General features: G+C 71.8%; 16 protein-coding genes. 10 read left to right on the top strand and 6 right to left on the bottom strand.

Annotated elements, in window-relative coordinates:
- Nucleotides 1–74 precede the first annotated feature (74 nt).
- A complete protein-coding gene (locus tag ACFU8W_RS18375; RefSeq protein WP_384038016.1) occupies nt 75–1,580 on the bottom strand; it encodes a bifunctional phosphatase PAP2/diacylglycerol kinase family protein in 1,506 nt (501 codons plus the stop codon).
- 81 nt (nt 1,581–1,661) lie between these two features.
- Here ACFU8W_RS18375 and ACFU8W_RS18380 point away from each other — a divergent pair, with 81 nt between their 5' ends.
- The 3 genes from ACFU8W_RS18380 to ACFU8W_RS18390 all read left to right on the top strand — a co-directional run bounded on the left by ACFU8W_RS18380 (nt 1,662) and on the right by ACFU8W_RS18390 (nt 4,027).
- A complete protein-coding gene (locus tag ACFU8W_RS18380; protein WP_384038019.1) occupies nt 1,662–2,252 on the top strand; it encodes a TIGR03086 family metal-binding protein in 591 nt (196 codons plus the stop codon).
- Between the two features lie 150 nt (nt 2,253–2,402).
- Nucleotides 2,403–3,176 carry an IclR family transcriptional regulator gene (locus ACFU8W_RS18385; protein ID WP_266979499.1) on the top strand — a complete coding sequence of 258 codons (774 nt, stop codon included), beginning with the start codon at nt 2,403–2,405 and terminating at the stop codon, nt 3,174–3,176.
- A complete protein-coding gene (locus ACFU8W_RS18390) occupies nt 3,176–4,027 on the top strand; it encodes an SMP-30/gluconolactonase/LRE family protein (RefSeq protein WP_384038023.1) in 852 nt (283 codons plus the stop codon). Before ACFU8W_RS18385 ends, ACFU8W_RS18390 begins: the two co-directional genes overlap by 1 nt.
- 300 nt (nt 4,028–4,327) lie before the next feature.
- Here ACFU8W_RS18390 and ACFU8W_RS18395 read toward each other — a convergent pair whose 3' ends face one another.
- The gene (locus ACFU8W_RS18395; RefSeq protein WP_384038026.1) at nt 4,328–5,350 is read right to left on the bottom strand and encodes a zinc-binding dehydrogenase; all 1,023 of its coding nucleotides are present in this window, start codon (nt 5,348–5,350) and stop codon (nt 4,328–4,330) included.
- Nucleotides 5,347–6,501 carry a mandelate racemase/muconate lactonizing enzyme family protein gene (locus tag ACFU8W_RS18400; protein WP_384038029.1) on the bottom strand — a complete coding sequence of 385 codons (1,155 nt, stop codon included), beginning with the start codon at nt 6,499–6,501 and terminating at the stop codon, nt 5,347–5,349. The genes ACFU8W_RS18395 and ACFU8W_RS18400 overlap by 4 nt, the downstream gene beginning before the upstream one ends.
- Before the next feature lie 297 nt (nt 6,502–6,798).
- Between ACFU8W_RS18400 and ACFU8W_RS18405 the strand changes: the two genes are divergently transcribed.
- Nucleotides 6,799–8,067, top strand: a complete 1,269-nt coding sequence (locus tag ACFU8W_RS18405) for an aminotransferase class I/II-fold pyridoxal phosphate-dependent enzyme (RefSeq protein ID WP_384038033.1) — start codon at nt 6,799–6,801, stop codon at nt 8,065–8,067.
- A gap of 119 nt (nt 8,068–8,186) precedes the next feature.
- Nucleotides 8,187–9,284, top strand: coding sequence for an MBL fold metallo-hydrolase (locus ACFU8W_RS18410; protein ID WP_384038036.1), 1,098 nt, complete (start codon nt 8,187–8,189; stop codon nt 9,282–9,284).
- Here the strand turns inward: ACFU8W_RS18410 and ACFU8W_RS18415 are convergent.
- The 3 genes from ACFU8W_RS18415 to ACFU8W_RS18425 form a co-directional block, all read right to left on the bottom strand.
- Nucleotides 9,274–9,894 carry a DedA family protein gene (locus ACFU8W_RS18415; protein WP_384038039.1) on the bottom strand — a complete coding sequence of 207 codons (621 nt, stop codon included), beginning with the start codon at nt 9,892–9,894 and terminating at the stop codon, nt 9,274–9,276. The genes ACFU8W_RS18410 and ACFU8W_RS18415 overlap by 11 nt on opposite strands.
- Nucleotides 9,891–10,673, bottom strand: a complete 783-nt coding sequence (locus ACFU8W_RS18420; RefSeq protein WP_384038042.1) for an MBL fold metallo-hydrolase — start codon at nt 10,671–10,673, stop codon at nt 9,891–9,893. The genes ACFU8W_RS18415 and ACFU8W_RS18420 overlap by 4 nt, the downstream gene beginning before the upstream one ends.
- 106 nt (nt 10,674–10,779) lie before the next feature.
- Nucleotides 10,780–12,231, bottom strand: coding sequence for a PucR family transcriptional regulator (locus tag ACFU8W_RS18425; RefSeq protein WP_345511216.1), 1,452 nt, complete (start codon nt 12,229–12,231; stop codon nt 10,780–10,782).
- A 103-nt stretch (nt 12,232–12,334) separates the two neighbouring features.
- On the opposite strand from ACFU8W_RS18425, the gene ACFU8W_RS18430 reads away from it, so the two are divergent.
- From ACFU8W_RS18430 to ACFU8W_RS18450, 5 genes are all read left to right on the top strand, one after another.
- The gene (locus tag ACFU8W_RS18430; protein WP_384038045.1) at nt 12,335–13,873 is read left to right on the top strand and encodes a purine-cytosine permease family protein; all 1,539 of its coding nucleotides are present in this window, start codon (nt 12,335–12,337) and stop codon (nt 13,871–13,873) included.
- Nucleotides 13,874–13,905: 32 nt separating this feature from the next.
- Complete coding sequence (locus ACFU8W_RS18435) at nt 13,906–14,316, top strand: nuclear transport factor 2 family protein (protein ID WP_266979479.1); 411 nt, start codon at nt 13,906–13,908, stop codon at nt 14,314–14,316.
- A gap of 90 nt (nt 14,317–14,406) precedes the next feature.
- Nucleotides 14,407–15,846 carry a gamma-aminobutyraldehyde dehydrogenase gene (locus ACFU8W_RS18440; RefSeq protein WP_384038048.1) on the top strand — a complete coding sequence of 480 codons (1,440 nt, stop codon included), beginning with the start codon at nt 14,407–14,409 and terminating at the stop codon, nt 15,844–15,846.
- A 156-nt stretch (nt 15,847–16,002) separates the two neighbouring features.
- A complete protein-coding gene (locus ACFU8W_RS18445; RefSeq protein WP_345511211.1) occupies nt 16,003–16,407 on the top strand; it encodes a hypothetical protein in 405 nt (134 codons plus the stop codon).
- A 99-nt stretch (nt 16,408–16,506) separates the two neighbouring features.
- Nucleotides 16,507–18,627 (top strand): alkaline phosphatase family protein, encoded by a 2,121-nt coding sequence (locus ACFU8W_RS18450; protein WP_384038051.1) that lies wholly within the window; start codon nt 16,507–16,509, stop codon nt 18,625–18,627.
- Nucleotides 18,628–18,645: the final 18 nt, after the last annotated feature.

An 18,645-nucleotide genomic window follows, 5' to 3' on the forward strand; every position in this document is an offset into this window, starting at 1 on the left:
GCGATGCGCCAACCGTACGCCGAGATGTCGGATGGTGAGATAGGTGTCTTGGTATTTGGACCCATCCAAAGGGCTCACACAGGCATCGGGCAGTAGACAGTCAGTGCCTCCGGCAGCTTGTCGATCAACAACTCCCTTTGGCTGTGCGCTACTTCGCCGTCGTACGCATAAGGCGTTCCCGGGGTCAGGCCGGCGATCCGGACCCTTCGAAGTCGTACCGCCGCATGAACGGGGGAGCGGGTCAAGGGGCCTGCGACCGCAGCCGCGAGGAGACGGATGCCGGGTGTGCGGCCGCCGTGCACCACCCGGACGTCCAGCAGTCCGTCCGCGAGGTTGTGGCGCCGGCCCGGCGCCGGGCCCACCCGCCGGAACAGGCCGTTTCCCACGAACAGCAGCCACAACGGGCGCCGCTTTCCCTGAAGTTCGGCCTCCAGCGGGCGTTCACCGCGCAGCACGTGGAGCGCCGCCACAACGCCGGCGGGCCAGCCGCCGATGCGCGGCGCCCAGTGCTCGCGGGTCCGTACCAGCTCCGGATAGGCGCCCAGACTGAAGGCGTTGAGGAAATGGCCGGGTGCGCCGCCCGGCCCGTCCGGGCCCGGACGGAAGCGGCCCAGGTCCACCCGTACCGCATCGCCCACGACCAGTGCGGCGCACACGTCGTCCACCGTCTCGATGCCCAGGTCGTAGGCGAAGTGGTTGAGGGTCCCGCCGGGGAACACCGCGAGCGGCACACCGTGCGCGGCGGCGACCGAAGCGGCGCTGTTGACCGTGCCGTCGCCCCCGCAGATCCCGAGCGCACGGCACTGGCCGGCTGCCTTCTCCAGCTCGTCGGAGAGCTCGCCGGGCGCGCACTCCACCACCTCGGCGAGCGGCAGCGCGTCCCGCACCAGCGAGGCCGTGGCCGTCGCCGAGCCGGACTCCTCATTGACGACGACCACCAGGCCCCGCCCGCCCGGCAGGGCCGGCGCGTGGGCGGGCGGTCTGCCCGGCGCGGGCAGCTGTCCACGCGTCGGCACGACACCGCGCAGCGCGAACGCGGCTCCTATGCCGAGCGCGGCACCGGCCAGCACATCACTCGGATAGTGGACCCCCGTATAGACGCGGGAGGCGGCGACGGCCAGTGCGAGCGGGGCGACCGCCGCGCCCCAGCCCTTCGATTCGAGGGCGACGCCCGTCGCGAAAGCCGCCGCCGACGCGGCATGCCCGGACGGGAAGGAGGTGGTGAACGGCTGGCGGGTGAGCCGTCGTATCACCGGAACGGCGTCCAGTACCGGCCGTTCCCGGCGTACCACGCCCTTCCCCACGGTGTTGATCGCGGTCGAGGCCACGGCCAGCGAGGCCACCCCGCGGAGCGCGGCGCGCCGGGCCCGGGCGCTGCTGCCGAGGGCTGCCATGCCCGCCGCCACGCCGAACCACAGCAGCCCGTGATCGGCGCTGCGGCTGAGTCGAGGCAGGACAGGGCCGGCGCCCGGCCAGTGCCGGCCGGCCACGCCCCGGAAGACGGCGAGATCGCGCCGGTGCAGCCAGGTGCGGAGTCCGGTGGGGGAGGGGGCGGAGAATGTGCTGCTCGGTGACGACATGGGAGTGCGGATACCCCTTTCGGCAGGGTCGAAGCAGCAGGCGCGCTCGCGTGCGGCTCGTCGGACGGAGACAGTGGTTCCATGGCATCTCACTCCTCTTCCGATCGCGACCTGCTCGACCGCCACGCCGAGGCGCTCCAGCTCTTCACCGACCGGGTGCACGCCGTGCGCGACGACCAGTGGTCCGCGCCGACGCCGTGCACCGAGTGGTCCGTCCGTGACCTGGTCGCCCATCTCACCTCCGAGCAGCTGTGGGTCCCGCCGCTGGTCACGGAAGGGCTTACGGTCGCGGAGGTCGGTGACGCCTATGAGGGTGATGTGCTGGGCGACGACCCCGTTGCCGTCTGGGACCGTGCGGCGGCGGGGGCGCGCGAGGCCTTCGCGGCACCGGGGGCGTTCGGTCGGACCGTGAACCTGTCGTACGGGGACACCGCCGCCGACGCGTACTGTGCGCAGATGGTGAGCGACGCGGTGGTGCACTCCTGGGACCTGGCCCGGGCCATCGGTGCGGACGAGGGACTGCCGGAGGATCTGGTCGCGTTCACGCGGCGCGAGGTCGCACCGTATGCGAAGGGGCTTTCGCAGACCGGTCTTTTCGCCCCGGCAGTCAGGACCGGGAAGGACGCCGACCCGCAGACCCAGCTGCTCGCGCTCCTCGGACGACGGGTGTGACAAAAAGGCGGTAAACGGGTCACATCGGCGGACCGGCAGGGTATCGGACCGGGTCGGTGGCATTGCCGTGGCAAGTGCGCTGCGATTAGCCTGTGTTCGCGATTCCGGTCACTGGTCGGAGTGTCGAACATGAGAGGTGGGTGCACGACCATGGGGCGACTCGTCCCTGCGGTGACGCGGGCCCTGGACGTACTCGAACTCTTCCTCCACGGGGACGGAACACTCTCCGCGCCCGAGGTCACCCGCAGGCTCCAGCTGCCGCGCACCACCGTCCACGAACTGCTCACCACCCTCGCCGCCCGCTCCTACCTGGTGGCGGTCCCGGAGCAGCCCGGCCGTTACCGCCTCGGCGTCCGTACCTACCAGCTCGGCAGCCGGTACGCCGAGCAGCTCGACCTCGCCGCCGAGGGGCAGCAGGTGGCCCGGGAGGTCGCCGAGACGTGCGGCGAGACGGTCCATGTGGCGATCCTGGAGGACGCCGACGTCATCTATATCGCCAAGGTGGACTCCACCCATGCGGTCCGGATGGTTTCCGCGGCCGGACGCAGGCTGCCCGCCCACTGCACCTCCGTCGGCAAGATGCTGCTCGCCGCGCTGCCCGACCGGGAGCTCGACGCCCGGCTCGACGGCCGCGAACTGACCGGAATGACTCCCAACAGCATCACGGACCCCGCCGAGCTGCGGACCGTCCTCGCAGCCGTCCGGGAGCGGGGCATCGCGGTGGAACACCGTGAGTCCAACCCTGATGTGAGCTGTGTGGCGGCTCCGGTGCGGGACCGGTCGGGCCGGGTCGTCGCCGCGCTGTCCATCTCCGTGCCGATGATCCGCTGGACCGAGCAGCGCGAGGAGGAGTTGGCGGTCCTCGCCGCCGACGGCGCCGATGCCCTCTCCGGTCGGCTCGGGCACCACGCGAGGGGGAAGTGATGCGCGGCCCGCGCCCCGAGGTGGCGGTGCGGGAGCACGCCGAGCTCGGTGAGGGCCCTACCTGGGATCCGGCCACCGGGCGGCTGATCTGGGTCGACATCCTCTCCTTCCGCGTTCACACCTACGACCCGGTGAGTGGCCGCCGTACGGTCATGGCCACCGAACAGCACGTCGGAGCGGCGAAGCCGCGGGCCGGCGGCGGTCTCGTGGTCAATCTGCGCGACGGCATCGGCCTGTACGACCCCGACGGTTCCTTCCGCTGGCTGGTCCACGACCCCGAGCCCGGACGGCGAGGCAACGACGCCGCTGTCGCGCCCGACGGCGCGCTGTGGGCGGGCACCATGCGCTACAACGAAGCGGAGACCGGCGGCAGCCTCACCCGCGTCTCGCCCGATGGCACGGTCACCCCGGTGCTGCCTGTGGTGGCGTGCAGCAACGGCACCGGATGGAGCCCGGACGGGCGGCTCATGTACTACATCGACACCCCGACGGGCCGGATCGACGTCTTCGACTTCGACGGTGAACACGCCGTGAACCGGCGGACGTTCGCCACCGTCGAGAGGGGATCGGGCTTCCCGGACGGACTGACGGTCGATGCCGAGGGAGGTGTCTGGGTCGCCCTCTGGGACGGCGCAGCGCTGCGCCGCTACACGGCGGACGGCGCACTGGACCGGACCGTCGAACTGCCGGTACGGCGCCCGACCGCCTGCGCGTTCGGCGGTGCTGACCTGCGCGACCTGTACATCTCCACGGCCAGGACGGGGATCGACTCCCCGCATCCGCTGTCCGGTTCGCTGCTGGTGCTGCCGGATGCGGGACAGGGAATGCCCGGGACTGCCTTCGCGGGCTGAAGGGGAGGGGGCGATCCCCGACGGGATCGCCCCCTCCCGGGCCGGCTCCTTCCCCAAGCTCTCAACTCCGTTCGAGCAGGGGAGACCTCGTCCGAGGACGTCCGGCCGCCTTGGGATCGCGGCGCGCCGATCCATCTCAAGTTCGGCCTGTCCAGGGCGCCCGGCATCTATCCGTACGGTGCACAGCTGCGTGACGCCGCCCTGAACACGGCCCGCGAGCGGGTGCGCCGGGCCGACGAGTGCCGACACCTTGGTTCGAGTGTCGGGGTGCGCGCCAACCGCCGTCCGGTGAATGGGGAATTACGGGCGAAGGAGCACCTTGCCTGTCCCGGGATCGCCGCCCCCGACCAGAGCCACGGCTTCCGCGAACCGGTCCAGGGGGAACTCGTGCGTGATCAGCGCCGCCGGATCAAGCAGTCCGGCGGTGAACGCCCGTACCGCATATGACCAGGCCGCCGACGACGCGCCGAACACGCTGCGTACGGTGAGCTGACTCAGTGACAGATGAACCGGATCGATACCGACGGCTCCCGGCGCGAACATGCCGGTGAGCACCACCCGGCCGCCGCGGCGCGCCAGCAGACAGGCGTCGGCGGCGGCGGGCGGCGCGCCTGCCGTCTCCACGACCAGGTCGTAGCGGCCGTTCACCTCCGTGGCCTCCTCGGGGGTGCGGGCCTCACTCGCCCCGAACGACAGTGCCTGGCCCGCGCGTTCGCTCCGTGGGTCGATCACTGTCAGCTCGCCGGGGGACAGTGCGGACAGCAGCTGCACGGCGAGCAGCCCCAGTGTCCCGGCGCCCACCACGGCGACCCGCTCGCCCGGCTCAGGGGCCCCGGCCCGCACCGCCGCCACCACCACCGCGGCCGGTTCCAGCAGGGCGGCGGCGCGCAGATCCGCGTCGTCGGACAGGGGGTGCAACAGCCGTGCGGGGACCACGACATGGTCGGCGAATGCCCCGGGCCGGGTGAAGCCCGTCTCGTCGTACCCCGATGTGCAGAGCGAGGTCTCGCCGCTCCGGCACCGCTCGCAACTGCCGCAGGACCGGAAGCCCTCGGCGACCGTCCGCCGTCCGAGCAGCGCCGGATCGACGTCCGCGCCCAGGGCGTCGACCACGCCCGACCACTCATGGCCGGGCACCACCGGGTAGCGGACATAGCCCGGGTCGCGACGGCCGTCGTACACCTCGCGGTCGCTCATGCAGATCCCGGCCGCGGCGACCTGTACCCGGACCTCGCCGGGGCCGGGCTCCGGGAGCGGGCCGGTGGTCAGGGTGTGCTCGCCGGGCCGTTCGACCGTGATCGCCCGCGAGTGGGTGGAGCTCACTTGGGCTGCCTCTTCTCCCAGCCGTCCGCCCACAGGTCGAACCGGGCCTGCTGCTGGGGGAATTCGGCTGCGGCGTCCACATCGAGCTCGACTCCGAGCCCCGGAGCGTGGGAGAGCTCGAAGCAGCCGGTTTCGGGGTCGACCTGCGGGGCGCCCTTGACGACCTTCTTGATGTCGGCGTCCGCGAAGTCATTGAAGTGTTCGAGGATCTTGAAGTTGGGTGTGCAACCCGCCAGTTGGAGGCTTGCCGCAGTCAGCACCGAACCACCCACATTGTGCGGTGCGATGAGTGTGTAGTGGGTCTCGGCGGTCGCGGCGAGCTTGCGCGTCTCCAGGATGCCGCCGATGTGGCCGAGGTCCGGCTGGATGATGTCGGCCGCCTGCGACTCGAACAGCTCGCGGAACTCCATCCGGTCGTGGATGCGTTCACCGGTTGCGATCGGCAGGTCGACCCTGTCGGCCACCTTGCTGAGCGCCTTGAGGTTCTCGGGCGGCACCGGCTCCTCCAGCCAGGCCGGCCGGAACGGCGCCATCTCGTGTGCGATCCGCACGGCGGTGGAGGGGCTGAACCGCCCGTGCATCTCCAGCATCAGTTCGGCGTCCGGACCGATGGCATCCCGTACGGCCTCGATCAGCGACACCGCGTACCGGGTCTCCTGCTGCCCCAGTTCGAAATGACCGGTCCCGAACGGGTCGATCTTCAGGGCGCGGTAGCCGCGCTCGACGACTGCCCGAGCCGCCTTGTGGTACGCCTCCGGGGTGCGCTCGGTGGTGTACCAGCCGTTCGCGTACGCCTTGACCCGGTCGGTGACCTTTCCGCCGAGCAACTGCCAGACCGGGACGCCGAGCGCCTTTCCCTTGATGTCCCAGCAGGCCATCTCGACGACCGCGATGCCGGACATCACGATCTCCCCGGCCCGCCCGTAGTCGCCGTACTTCATCCGGCGTACGAGGTCCTCCGCGGCGAAGGGGTCGGAGCCGGCGATGTGGTTGGCCTCCGCCTCGCGCAGATAGCCGACGAGAGCATCGGTACGGCCGAGCATCCTGGTCTCGCCGACGCCGGTGAGACCCTCGTCGGTATGGACCTGGACGTAGGTGAGATTGCGCCAGGGCGTGCCGACGACATGTGTGCTGATTCCGGTGATGCGCACGGGAGTTGCCCCTCGACTTGTTCGATATTTCGTCATGCGTTCGAAATCCTGGCGTGACCGTAATGACGCTGCGGGGCGAGTGTCAATGGGGCCGCAGGGTCCGGGTTCGGTTCCCCGCCGGAGCCGAACTCCTGCTCGGACAGTCCGGCCGCGACCCCGGGGCGACGCACGGCTCGCCTCTGCCGGGCGGGCGGTCTCACTCAAACCTCCGTATAAAGGGCCCTGGGAGCGAGACGGTGCAAGGCGGGGCGAGCCGGAGCCGTACAGGTGACGGAGCGGCAGCGAAGGAGGCCCGGGATGGCGCGGGAGCGGACCGAGCGGGCCGGGCCGGGCGGGGATGCCGGGCGTGCCCCATGGACTCCTCGGGAGGATCGGGGGCCCGTACGCTACGGGCCGCCCGCCCCCGGCCCGGGGCTGCCCGTGCTGCCCGAGCTGGCCGGTGTGCTCGCCGCGGCAGCCGGGCGCAGCGAGCCCGAACCGACCGGTGGCGGCGAACCCCTGCGCGAGGCGGCCGCCGCCTACTGGGCCCGGCGCGGGCTGCGCGGCGGACCTGAGTACATTGCCGCCGCCCCCGGCGCCTCGCCGCTGCTGCTCGCCCTGATCGCCGCGCACGGAGGTGATGTCCTCACGCCGCGCCCCTGTCCCGCCACCTGGATCCCGCAGGCCCGGCTGCTCGGCAGGCCCGCCTACCATGTGCCGACCCCGGCCGAGTGCGGCGGCGTGCCCGACCCGTACGCATTGCTGGAGACCGTACGAAGGGTGCGTGCCGAAGGCGGCCGGCCCCGGCTGCTGCTGATCTCCGTGGTCGACGACCCGACCGCCACCGTCGCCCCACCGGAACTCGTCCGCGAGGCGTGCGAGGCAGCCGTCGCCGAGGGGATGCACATCGTGAGCGACGAGACCTGGCGCGACACCCTCCACCGCCCCCACGACACGGTCCTGCTCAGCCCCGCCGAGATGTGCCCCGACGACGTCACGGTCGTCTGCGATCTGGCCGGGGCGCTGACCCCGTCCGCCTGGCCGGTCGCGGTCGCCAGATTCCCGGACACCGAACGGGCGGCGGTGCGGCACGCCCGGACCCTCGACATCCTCACCGCTCTGGGCGCCCTCGTCGCGGGCCCGGTCGCCGCAGCGGCCGCCCACGCGCTGACCGAACCGGAGGCCGTCACGGCCCGGGTCCGCCGGGCCGCCGCCCTGCAGGCACAGGTCGCCGCCGCGGCCCACCGGGCGGTGCTCGCCTCGGGCGCGCTGGCCCGGCCCCCGCAGGCGGGCCGCCATCTCTACGCCGACCTGGGGCCGCTCCGGGCCCGGCTGGCCACCCGCGGCGTCACGGACTCCCTGGAACTGGAGGAGTACCTCACCGAACGCCTCGGCGCGCCCACTCCCGGCGGCCACCGCTTCGGGGACGAACTGGGCGCGCTGCGGGTGCGGCTGGGCACCGGACCGCTGCTCGGATCGACCCCCGAGGAGCAGATGGAGTCCCTCACTGCGGTGGAGCCCCTGAAATTGCCGCATGTCGTCCGAGCGCTGAGCATTTTCGGAACAGCCCTCGACGAGCTCCGATGAGGAACCGAACTCCGATGAGGAACCGAACTCCGATGACGTACGCGCCGACGTGCCGACGACGCGCCGGCATACGTGCGCACTGACGTACCGACGACGCTTTCCGGGACGGGAGTCCTTCGATGACGGAACAGACCGAGCGCTCCGGTGCCGGGGCCGCGCATTCGGCCCTGCTCGGCGAGATCGTCCCGCCGCGCCCCCTCGGTGAGGTGCGGGTCTGGCCCGCCGGCTTCGCCGACCGGCTCACCGCCCCGCTCCCGGGTGTCAGGGGCATGCCCAGACTGGCCCGTGAGCGCGCCGTGCGGCCCAACGCGGAGGGGCTGCGCGGCATCCACCGACTGCCGTTCGCCCCCGAACCGCTGCCCGCCACCGACGCGGGCACGACCTCCGTCACCTGGGCCGGGCACGCCAGCTGGATCATCCGCACCGGCGGGCTGACCATACTCACCGACCCCGTCTGGTCCCGCCGCATCCTCGGGACACCCGCCAGGATCACGCCTGTCGGTGTCCGCTGGGAGGACCTGCCGCCCGTCGACGCGGTCGTCATCAGCCACAACCACTACGACCATCTCGACGCCCCCACCCTGCGCAGGCTGCCGCGCGACACGCCGCTGTTCGTCCCCGCCGGGCTCGGCCAGTGGTGTCGTCGCCGCGGCTTCTCCTGCGTCACCGAGCTCGACTGGTGGGAGTCGGCAGTACTGCGCGGTGTCCGTTTCGACTTCGTGCCCTCCCACCACTGGTCCAGGCGGACCCTCACCGACACCTGCCGCTCCCTGTGGGGCGGCTGGGTCGTCAAGGTCATCGGCGGCGGCGACGGGCCGCGGGTCTACTTCGCAGGGGACAGCGGCTACGGGCACTGGTTCACGGAGATCGGCCGCCGCCACCCCGGGATCGATCTGGCCCTGCTGCCGATCGGGGCGTACGAACCGCGCTGGTGGCTCGGCGACGTGCACATCGACCCGGAAGAGGCCGTGCAGGCGTACGAGGATCTCGGCGCCCGCGCGATGGCGCCGATGCACTGGGCGACGTTCCTGCTCTCCGCGGAGCCCGTTCTCGAACCGCTCACCCGGCTCCGTACCGCCTGGCAGCGCGCCGGACATCCGCGCGAACGCCTGTGGGACCTGCCGATCGGTGGCTCCCGGCTGCTGGACGGGACCCATGCCCCGCAGGCACTCCACAGCCCGCACACTCCCCGGGCGCCCCGGGGCATCAGTGGCTGAACCGGGTCCGTACCCTGCGCCACACCGCGGGAGCACCGCTGATCAGCAGTGTCAGACCGACCGCCGCGACCACACCCTGCCACGGCTCCGGGAACAGCGATCCGCCCAGAATGCCGATCAGCTGATACGTCGCCGCCCACGCCAGGCAGGCCGGTATGTCACCGCGCGCGAACCTCCGCATCGGCATGCGTCCCAGCAGACACGCCAGCATCACCGGAATCCGCCCGGCCGGCACCAGCCGCGACAGCACCAGCACCACCGCGCCGTGCTCGTCCAGCTTCTGCTGCGCCTGCGCAAGCCGCTCCGGCGCCGCCCGGTCGCTGATCGCCCGCAGCCACTTCGAGCCGTTCTTCGACCGCACCCCGCGCTGCCCCAGCCAGTACAGACAGATGTCCCCGAGGAACGCCGCGGACGCCGCCACCCCGAACACCACGAGCAGCGCGAACGGGTCCGTCTGGTGGAACGCCACCACGGCCGCCGAACTCACCAGCGCCCCCGTCGGCACCACCGGTACCAGTGCACCCAGCGCCACCAGCAGGAACAGGGACGGATAGCCGACGGCCTGCTGCGTCGACTCAGGGGGCAGCTGCCCCACGACCGGCAGGATCACCTGGCGGCCTCCGGCCGCACATGCTCGCCGTGGGTCAGCCGGTGCACCGCCACGTCCGGCGCCAGCAGCGCCGCCTGCCGGACGAACTCGTCACCCGGTGAATGGAACTCGTGCGGCCGGACCCCGTCCATCCCGATCGGCCAGTACGTGCCGTAGTGCACCGGCACGGCCGAGCGCGGCGCCAGCCGGGCCAGCGCCTGCGCGGCCCTGCCCGCGTCCAGATGACTGTGGCCGAGATACGGGCCCCAGCCGCCGACCGGCAGCAGCGCCACATCCACCGGGCCGACCGCCTCCGCCATGTCGTCGAACAGCCCGGTGTCCCCGGCGAAGTACGTACGGGCCTCGCCGTCGACGACATAGCCCAGCGCGGGGGAACGGTGCGGGCCCACCGGGAGCCGCCGGCCGTCGTGCTCCGCGGGGACGGCCCGTACCAGAACCTCACCCACGCGCACCTCGTCCCCCGCCGCAACCTCGGTGATCCGTAGCCCGCGCACGCCGCGCAGCATTCGCAGTCCCGGTACGGAACGGACGGCGCCCACCGGCACGATCAGCCGGGTGCCGGGGGCGAGACGGGCCAGCGACGGCAGATGCAGGTGGTCGGAGTGCAGATGGGAGACGAGGACGACGTCCGCGACGGTGGCCTCGGGGCCCGGAAGCGCACCCCGGCGACGACGCAGATGCGCGAAGCGGCGTACGAAGAGGGGGTCGGTCAGGACGCGGACTCCGGAGTCCTCGATGGTGCAAGTGGCATGACCCCACCAGGTGACTTCCACCGGCACCGTCTGTCTCCCGTCCGCCGTGGCTCTCTGTTCCGGTCCCTTGAGCGTAGTGCCGGAGCGGGTGCGGGCGGATGCGTCCGGCCACTGACCCGAAGAGGAGCTCCTCTTAGTCCGTCAGCCCCAGCGCCCCCGCTGCCTGGATCGCCAGCCAGACCTCCGCCAGTGCCCCCGTCGACGCCAGATCGCGGTCGGCCAGCGCACCGAATCGGCGCAGCCGGTACGTCAGCGTGTTCGGATGGATGTGGAGCGCGGCCGCCGCCGCATCCGTGCGGCGGTCGCGCTCCATCCAGGTGCGGGCGGAGACCAGCAGCTGCGAATCGTGCGCCTCGTCGTAGCGCAGCACCTCACCGAGGACGTGCTCGACCAGCGCGGTCAGGACCGCCGGGTCGTCGGGCAGCCAGCGGCCCATGGAATCGTCCCCGTAACGGATCACCGGGCGGCCCGACTCGACGGCCTTCGAGACAGCCCAGAGCGCCTCGCGCTGCGCGACCCGCAGCGCAGCGCCCGGCAGGAACGGGCGACTCATCCCGGCCGCCACGCCCGGCAGCCCGCCGATCTCCGTGGCCAGCTGCGGCGCCCCGAGGACATAGCGGTCCTCGCCCCGGGTGAGCAGCAGATGCGGATGGTCCTGGAGGCAGCGCAGCAGCGCCTCGTCCGTGGTCTGCCGGACCACGAGCAGCACGGTGTCGCCCTCGATCGCATGCCGGGCGAGCCTGCGCCGCGCCGCTTCCGGGTCGAGGACCTCCTGCAGGAGCTCGGCGAGGGTCTCCGCGCCCTCGCGGCGCAGCGTCTCGCGCTCGTTGCGCACCATCGCGACCCGCAGCGCAGCCACCGTGGCGATGTGCTGGACGACGGCGAGTCCGGCGGGCTGGGCACCCTCCCGCTCGTACGCGACAAGGAACCCGGCCGGACCGCCGGGCGCCGGCACGGGCAACACGAATCCACCGGGGACGGTCGGCGGGGCGTCGACCGAGTCGGGCAGGACGCCCGGATCAGGCGCCGGTACGCCCGGCAGGAGGGGGCGCCCCTGCGGCGTGCAGAGGTACACGTCGTATCCCGAGAGGCGTTCGAGGCGGCGCAGCAGCGTGGGCGTGTCGAGGTCCTCGGCGACCAGCCAGCGCAGCGAACCGAAGACCTGCAGCTGGGCGCCGAGCCGGTGCCGGGCATCCTCCTGGACCGATGCGGCGACCTCCTGGGCCACCGCGATGAAGGGGACGGCGAGCGGGACCTCGAGGACCGGGAAGCCCCGCTCCTCGGCCGCCCGGAAGAACGTGTCGTGCAGCGGGGGCATGTGCAGCTGCGCCGAGAGGGCCAGCGCGGAGACCCCGGCGTCGTCCAGCCGCTCCAGATACGCGCGCTGCCCGGCGGCGGTCCTGGGGACCGCCAGGCCCGTCGTCATGATGACCTCGGCGCCGAGCAACCAGGGTGTCGGATCGGCCAGTTCGCTCGCGTGCGCCCAGGAGACCGAGCGGCCCAGACCGCTGCTGCCCGCCTTCACCGTGAGCTGGAGCGCGGGGTAGGAGAGAAGATCCTCAACGGTGAGTTTGTCGCTGGCCACAGACAACAGCCTATCCCTTTGTGACTTTCACAATTGCCGCGCACGATTCGGGACCACAAACTGAGGGGCCAGTCCCCGCGCATGAACAGTAGGTGGAGCGCCCGTGACTTCCTCGATCACCGAAGTCGAGACCAACGGGGTCGAGCGGATACCCGAAGCGGACCGCACCGCCCGTCCCCTCGACCTCTTCCGGCTCGCCTTCGGCGGCGCCAACACCTTCGCCACCTGTGTGCTCGGTGCGTTCCCGATCCTGTTCGGGCTCTCCTTCTGGCAGGGACTGGCGGCGACCGTGCTGGGGCTGCTCGTCGGCGCCCTGCTGCTCGCCCCGATGGCGCTGTTCGGCCCGACCAACGGCACCAACAACGCCGTCTCCTCCTCCGCCCACCTGGGCGTGCACGGCAGGATCGTCGGCTCCTTCCTCTCGCTGCTCACCGCGGTCGCGTTCTTCTCGATCTCCGTGTGGTCCTCGGGTGACGCACTCGTCGGAGGAGCCCACCGGCTCGCCGGTCTCCCCGAGTCCGACGTGAGCTACGGCGTCGCCTACGCGATCTTCGCCGGACTGGTGCTCGTCGTCTGTGTCTACGGCTTCCGGTTCATGCTGCTGGTCAACAAGATCGCGGTCATCGCGGCCTCGGCGCTCTTCGTCCTCGGCGCCTTCGCCTTCGCCGGAGACTTCGACCCGGGGTACGCGGGAGCCTTCGCCTCGACCGCCGATCCGCTCTTCTGGCCGGCCTTCATCGGCTCCGCGCTGATCGTCCTGTCCAACCCGGTCTCGTTCGGCGCCTTCCTCGGCGACTGGTCCCGCTACATCCCGACCGCCACGTCGCGCCGCCGGGTCATGGGCGCCGCGTTCCTCGCCCAGGTCGCCACCCTGCTGCCGTTCCTCTTCGGCCTGGCCACCGCCTCGATCATCGCCGCCAAGGCCGCGAAGTACGTCGACCCGGCCGCCCCCAACTACGTCGGCGGGCTGCTCGCCATCTCGCCCGGCTGGTACTTCCTGCCGCTCTGCCTGATCGCCCTGATCGGTGGCCTCTCCACCGGCACGACCGCGCTGTACGGCACCGGGCTCGATGTCTCCAGCGTGTTCACGCGCTTCAGCCGGGTCCAGTCGACGTTCTTCATCGGGGCCCTGTCGATCGCCTTCATCTTCGTCGGCCGGTTCGCGCTCAACCTCGCGCAGTCCATCTCCACCTTCGCCACTCTGATCATCACGTGCACGGCCCCGTGGATGATCGTCATGGCCCTCGGCTACTTCACCCGGCGCGGCTGGTACGACGCGGACGCCCTCCAGGTCTTCAACCGCCGCCAGACCGGTGGACGCTACTGGTTCAACCACGGCTGGAACTGGCGCGGCATGTCCACCTGGGTCATCTCGGCCGTCGTGGCGCTCCTCTTCACCAACCTGCCCGGCCAGTTCGTCGGCCCGCTCGGCAACCTCGCGAACGGCGCGGACATCTCCCTGCCGGTCGGCCTCGCCCTGGCGGCCGTGCTCTACCTCACCCTGCTCACCGTGTTCCCGGAGCCGCGCGGGGTGTACGGGCCGGACGGACCCCGAATCGTCCGGGCGTCGGACACCGAGGTCCCGCCGATCATCGGCGGTGCGGAAGAGCCCCTCGTCGCCGAACCCGCCGCCGCTCACTGAGCGCTCGCCCCGTCCGTCACCAGGAGCCACCCATGAGCACGACCGAGAACACCCCCGTCCAGGAGATCCGGGCCGCCGCCGACGCTCTTGTCGCCGCCTTCGCCGAGGGACGCCTCGACGACTACTTCGGTGCCTTCGCGCCGGACGCCACCTTCGTCTTCCACTCCACCCCGCAGCGGCTCGCCTCCACGGCCGAGTACCGAGCGCTGTGGCAGCAGTGGGTGGCCGAGGACGACTTCCGGATCCTGGCCTGCACCTCCACCGGACAGCTGATCCAGCACCTCGGCTCCACCGCCGTCTTCAGCCACGACGTCGAGACCAGGATCGCCACCCGGGCCGGCGAGGAGACCGTCCACGAGCGGGAGACGATCATCTTCGCCCGCGCCGAGGACGGCAGCTGGCCCGCCGTCCACGAGCACCTGTCCGCCCGCACCACCGGCTGACGGCACCACCCGCCCCACTGTTCGCCCGCACCACCGGGTGACCACGAGCACCACCCGTACCGCCGCCCGACCATGAGAAAGACCGGTTCCATGAGCACCACGTTCCGCAACTACATCGACGGCGCCTTCGCGGACGCCTCGGACGGCCGCACGCTCGATGTCGTGGACCCCTGTACCGGCGAGGTCTACGCCACCTCCCCGCTCTCCGGCGCCGCGGACGTCGACGCGGCGATGGCGGCCGCTGCTGCCGCGTTCCCCGTCTGGCGTGACACCACCCCGTCCGTGCGCCAGCTGGCCCTGCTGAAGATCGCCGACGCGATGGAGGCGCGCGCCGACGAACTCGTCGCCGCGGAGAGCCGGGACACCGGCAAGCCGCTCCACCTCACCCGCAGCGAGGAACTGGCCCCCGCCGTCGACCAGGTCCGCTTCTTCGCGGGTGCGGCGCGGATGCTCGAAGGCCGCTCGGCCGGCGAGTACATGGAGGGGATGACCTCGATCATCCGCCGCGAGCCGGTCGGCGTCTGCGCCCAGGTAGCACCCTGGAACTACCCGCTCCTCATGGCGGTCTGGAAGTTCGCGCCCGCGCTCGCCGCGGGCAACGCCGTGGTCCTCAAGCCCTCGGACACCACCCCGGCCTCCACCGTGCTCATCGCCGAGATCATCGGCGGCGTCCTGGAGGAGCTCGAGCTGCCCCGCGGCATCTTCAACGTGATCTGCGGCGACCGTGAGACCGGCCGGATGATGGTCGAGCACCCCACCCCGGCGATGGCGTCCATCACCGGTTCGGTCCGGGCCGGCATCCAGGTCGCGCAGAGCGCCGCCAAGGACGTCAAGCGCGTCCACCTGGAGCTCGGTGGCAAGGCCCCGGCCGTCGTCTTCGAGGACGCCGACCTGGAGAAGGCGGTCGAGGCCCTGATCGTCGGCGGCTACTTCAACGCCGGCCAGGACTGCACCGCCGCGACCCGCGTTCTGGTCCAGGAGTCGGTCCACGACGCGTTCGTCGCCGCCCTCGCCAAGGCCGCGGCCGACACGAAGACCGGGCAGCCGGACGACGAGGACGTGCTCTACGGCCCGCTCAACAACGCGGGTCAGCTCGCCCAGGTCAGCGGCTTCATCGACCGCCTCCCCGCCCACGCCAGGGTCGAGGCGGGCGGCCACCGGGTCGGCGACAAGGGCTACTTCTACGCCCCGACCGTCGTCTCCGGTCTGCGGCAGGACGACGAGATCGTCCAGAACGAGGTCTTCGGACCCGTCATGACCGTCCAGTTGTTCACGGACGAGGCCCAGGCCGTGGAGTACGCGAACGGCGTCGACTACGCCCTCGCCTCCTCCGTATGGACCAAGGACCACGCACGGGCGATGCGGATGTCCAAGAACCTCGACTTCGGCTGCGTCTGGATCAACACGCACATGGCGCTCGTCGCCGAGATGCCGCACGGCGGCTACAAGCAGTCGGGCTACGGCAAGGACCTCTCCGCGTACGGCTTCGAGGACTACACGCGCATCAAGCACGTCATGACCTCGCTCTGACACCCGCCCCTCCATGCGCCCCCGCCCCGGGTCCCGTCCCGGCGCCGGGGGCGTATGCGTGTGCCGACACGTAGTTCTTCCGTCCTGACATACGCCTTTTTGTACGGGAGTCGGAGAGGTAGGGTCGCCCGTACGCCGAGCACGGGGGGAACGCCCATGGAGGACGTACGGGTGGCGGCCATCGCCAGTCTCACGCCGTTGGAGGAGCTCGACAGCGACCCGTTCCTCGTGGACACGCGCAGCCAGCACGCCATGTGCGCCCGCTGGGCCGCCGACAAGGGCTATGTGGTCACGCGGCAGCTGCGGTTCTACGGGCTGCGTCCCGACCACCACGCCCTGTGGGCGGATGTCGACGACGGCGACGTCCAACTCTTCGTGGCGCCCAACGACCGGGTGCTCGCGCGGGCACTCACCTCGGTGCCGGAGTTCGCCGCGGAGTGCGAGCGACGAGGCGTACGCCTGGAGTTCGCCGGCCTCGACGAGCCGTCGTACAGCTCCCGTACGAAGGCGAGCGTGCACCGCAGGCTCTCCATGCCGACCGCCGGATACGACGGCTGCTGACCATCGCACTCCCCGGGCGACGTGCCGTGCGACCCTGCTGTGAAAGGCTGGGGCCGGGTCCGGGACGGCAGGGCCCGGACGTGTGAGGTGGGAAGCGGCGTGGGTGACGGGCGATGGCGTACGGCCGGCAGCGCCCTGATGCGGGTGATCGTGGTGTGGGCCGTCTCGACCCTCACCATGCTGGTGCTCGCCGGGATTCTGCCCGACTTCCAGCTCCAGTCGGACAACGGCGACAGCGTCACCAAGATCGCGTTCACCGCTGCCTGGGGCGCCGGCGCGTTCGGTCTGCTCTCCGCGCTGGTCTGGCCGGTCCTCGTGCGGGCGCTGCTCATCGTGCCCGCCCTCGTCCTCGGGATGCTGGTCTTCTTCCTCAACGGCTCGCTCCTGCTCGTCGCCCTGCGGCTCATACCGGACGGGCGCGGCGCCGCCAACCCGGAGACCGCGGTCGTCGTCGCCGCCGTGATGTCCGCCGTCGCCTCCGCGACCTCCACCGCGCTCGCCGTCCGCGACGACAACGCCTACCGCCGCAGGCTCTCCCGCCTCGCCGACCGGCGCCGCCGCCGCAGCGGCGCGGACGGCGGCCGCAGCGGACCGCCCGGCACGGTCTTCATCCAGCTCGACGGCGTCGGCCACGACGTCCTCGCGCGGGCCGCCGCGGGCGGCCTGATGCCCACCGTCGCGCACTGGCTCGCCGATGGGTCGGGCCACCGGCTCACTCCGTGGCGCACCGACTGGTCCAGTCAGACCGGCGCCAGCCAGCTGGGCATCCTGCACGGCAGCAACTTCGACATCCCCGCCTTCCGCTGGTACGAGAAGGAGACCGGCGACGTCGTGGTCTCCAGCAGACCCGCGAGCGCACTCGAACTGCAGCGCCGCGCCATCGTCCGCACCCACGACGGCGGGCTGCTCACCCTCGACGGCGCCAGCCGCGGAAACCTGTTCAGCGGCGGTGCCGACCAGCTCGCCCTCGTCCTGTCGATGGCTGCCCGGCGTGGCAAGGGGCGCCGCTCCCGGGCCGGTTACTTCGCGTACTTCTCCGACCCGGCCAACGCCGTCCGTACCGCCCTGTCGTTCGTCGCCGAGGTCGGCCGGGAAATCAGCCAGTCGACCCGGGCGCGGATCCGGAAGGACACGCCCCGGATCAAGCGCGGCGGGCTCTACCCCTTCATCCGTGCCTTCGCGACCGTCGTCGAGCGTGACGTGGTGGTTGCGGCGGTCATCGGGGACATGTTCGCCGGACGCACCGCCGTCTACGCCGACCTCGTCGCGTACGACGAAGTCGCGCACCACTCCGGGCCGCACAGCCGTGACGCGGAGAAGGTCCTCGCGCGCCTGGACCGTTCGCTCGCCCTGATCGTCAAGGTCGCCGAACACACCCCGCGCCGCTACCGGATCGTGCTGCTCTCCGACCACGGACAGAGCCCCGGGGAGACCTTCGCCGGGGCGTACGGGCTGACGCTCAAGGACCTGGTGCGGGCGGGCTGTGGGCTGCCCGTGCCCCGGCGGGCCCAGCGTACGAAGAGCGGCTCGGAGGCACGGGACGCGGTACGGACCGCCCTGCACCGGCCCGTCGAGGAAGGCGGGACGGACACCGCCGCGGCCCCGTCCGACCCGGTCGTCCTCGCCTCCGGCAATCTCGGCCTGATCTCCTTCCCCGACATCGACGGGCGCGCGACCCGCGAACAGCTCGACCGCCGCCATCCCGCGCTGCTGAGCACCCTCGCCGATCACCCCGGCATCGGCTTCCTGCTGGTCCGCAGCGAGCTGCACGGATCGGTGGTGCTGGGGCGTGGCGGCGCACAGACACCCGTGTCGGAACTGGCGGACGGGGAAGGCGTGCTGGAACCGTTCGGCCCGGGCGCGGCGGACGCGGTGCGGCGCACCGACACCTTCCCGCATGTCGCCGATGTCATGGTCAACTCGATGTACGACCCCTCCACGGGCTGTGTGCACGCCTTCGAGGAACAGATCGGCTCCCACGGCGGGCTGGGAGGTGAGCAGTCCAGGCCGTTCCTGCTCCACCCGCGCACCATGTCGGAGCCGATGGCCTCCCGCATGTCGGCGGGGCCGGGTGCGGACGGTGAGCTGGTGGGGGCCGAGCAGGTGCACGAGGTGCTGCGGCGCTGGCTGCGGGAGTGTTCCGGCCCGCAGGTACCGCTGACTTCGGACGACGCCGATGAGTCCGGCGGGGCGGACGGGACGGCGGCGGCAGCCGGCTGAGGAGCATTGTCAGTGGTG

This window comes from Streptomyces sp. NPDC057565 (assembly GCF_042801455.1).
Taxonomy (GTDB): domain Bacteria; phylum Actinomycetota; class Actinomycetes; order Streptomycetales; family Streptomycetaceae; genus Streptomyces; species Streptomyces yanii.

Excerpts from the sequence above, each read along its gene's own strand:
- ACFU8W_RS18435 (WP_266979479.1), top strand. The coding sequence starts at position 13,906 with ATGAGCACGACCGAGAACACCCCCGTCCAGGAGATCCGGGCCGCCGCC.
- ACFU8W_RS18410 (WP_384038036.1), top strand. The coding sequence starts at position 8,187 with ATGACGGAACAGACCGAGCGCTCCGGTGCCGGGGCCGCGCATTCGGCC.
- ACFU8W_RS18385 (WP_266979499.1), top strand. The coding sequence starts at position 2,403 with ATGGGGCGACTCGTCCCTGCGGTGACGCGGGCCCTGGACGTACTCGAA.
- ACFU8W_RS18405 (WP_384038033.1), top strand. The coding sequence starts at position 6,799 with ATGGCGCGGGAGCGGACCGAGCGGGCCGGGCCGGGCGGGGATGCCGGG.
- ACFU8W_RS18390 (WP_384038023.1), top strand. The coding sequence starts at position 3,176 with ATGCGCGGCCCGCGCCCCGAGGTGGCGGTGCGGGAGCACGCCGAGCTC.
- ACFU8W_RS18375 (WP_384038016.1), bottom strand. The coding sequence starts at position 1,580 with ATGTCGTCACCGAGCAGCACATTCTCCGCCCCCTCCCCCACCGGACTC.
- ACFU8W_RS18380 (WP_384038019.1), top strand. The coding sequence starts at position 1,662 with ATGGCATCTCACTCCTCTTCCGATCGCGACCTGCTCGACCGCCACGCC.
- ACFU8W_RS18440 (WP_384038048.1), top strand. The coding sequence starts at position 14,407 with ATGAGCACCACGTTCCGCAACTACATCGACGGCGCCTTCGCGGACGCC.
- ACFU8W_RS18445 (WP_345511211.1), top strand. The coding sequence starts at position 16,003 with ATGGAGGACGTACGGGTGGCGGCCATCGCCAGTCTCACGCCGTTGGAG.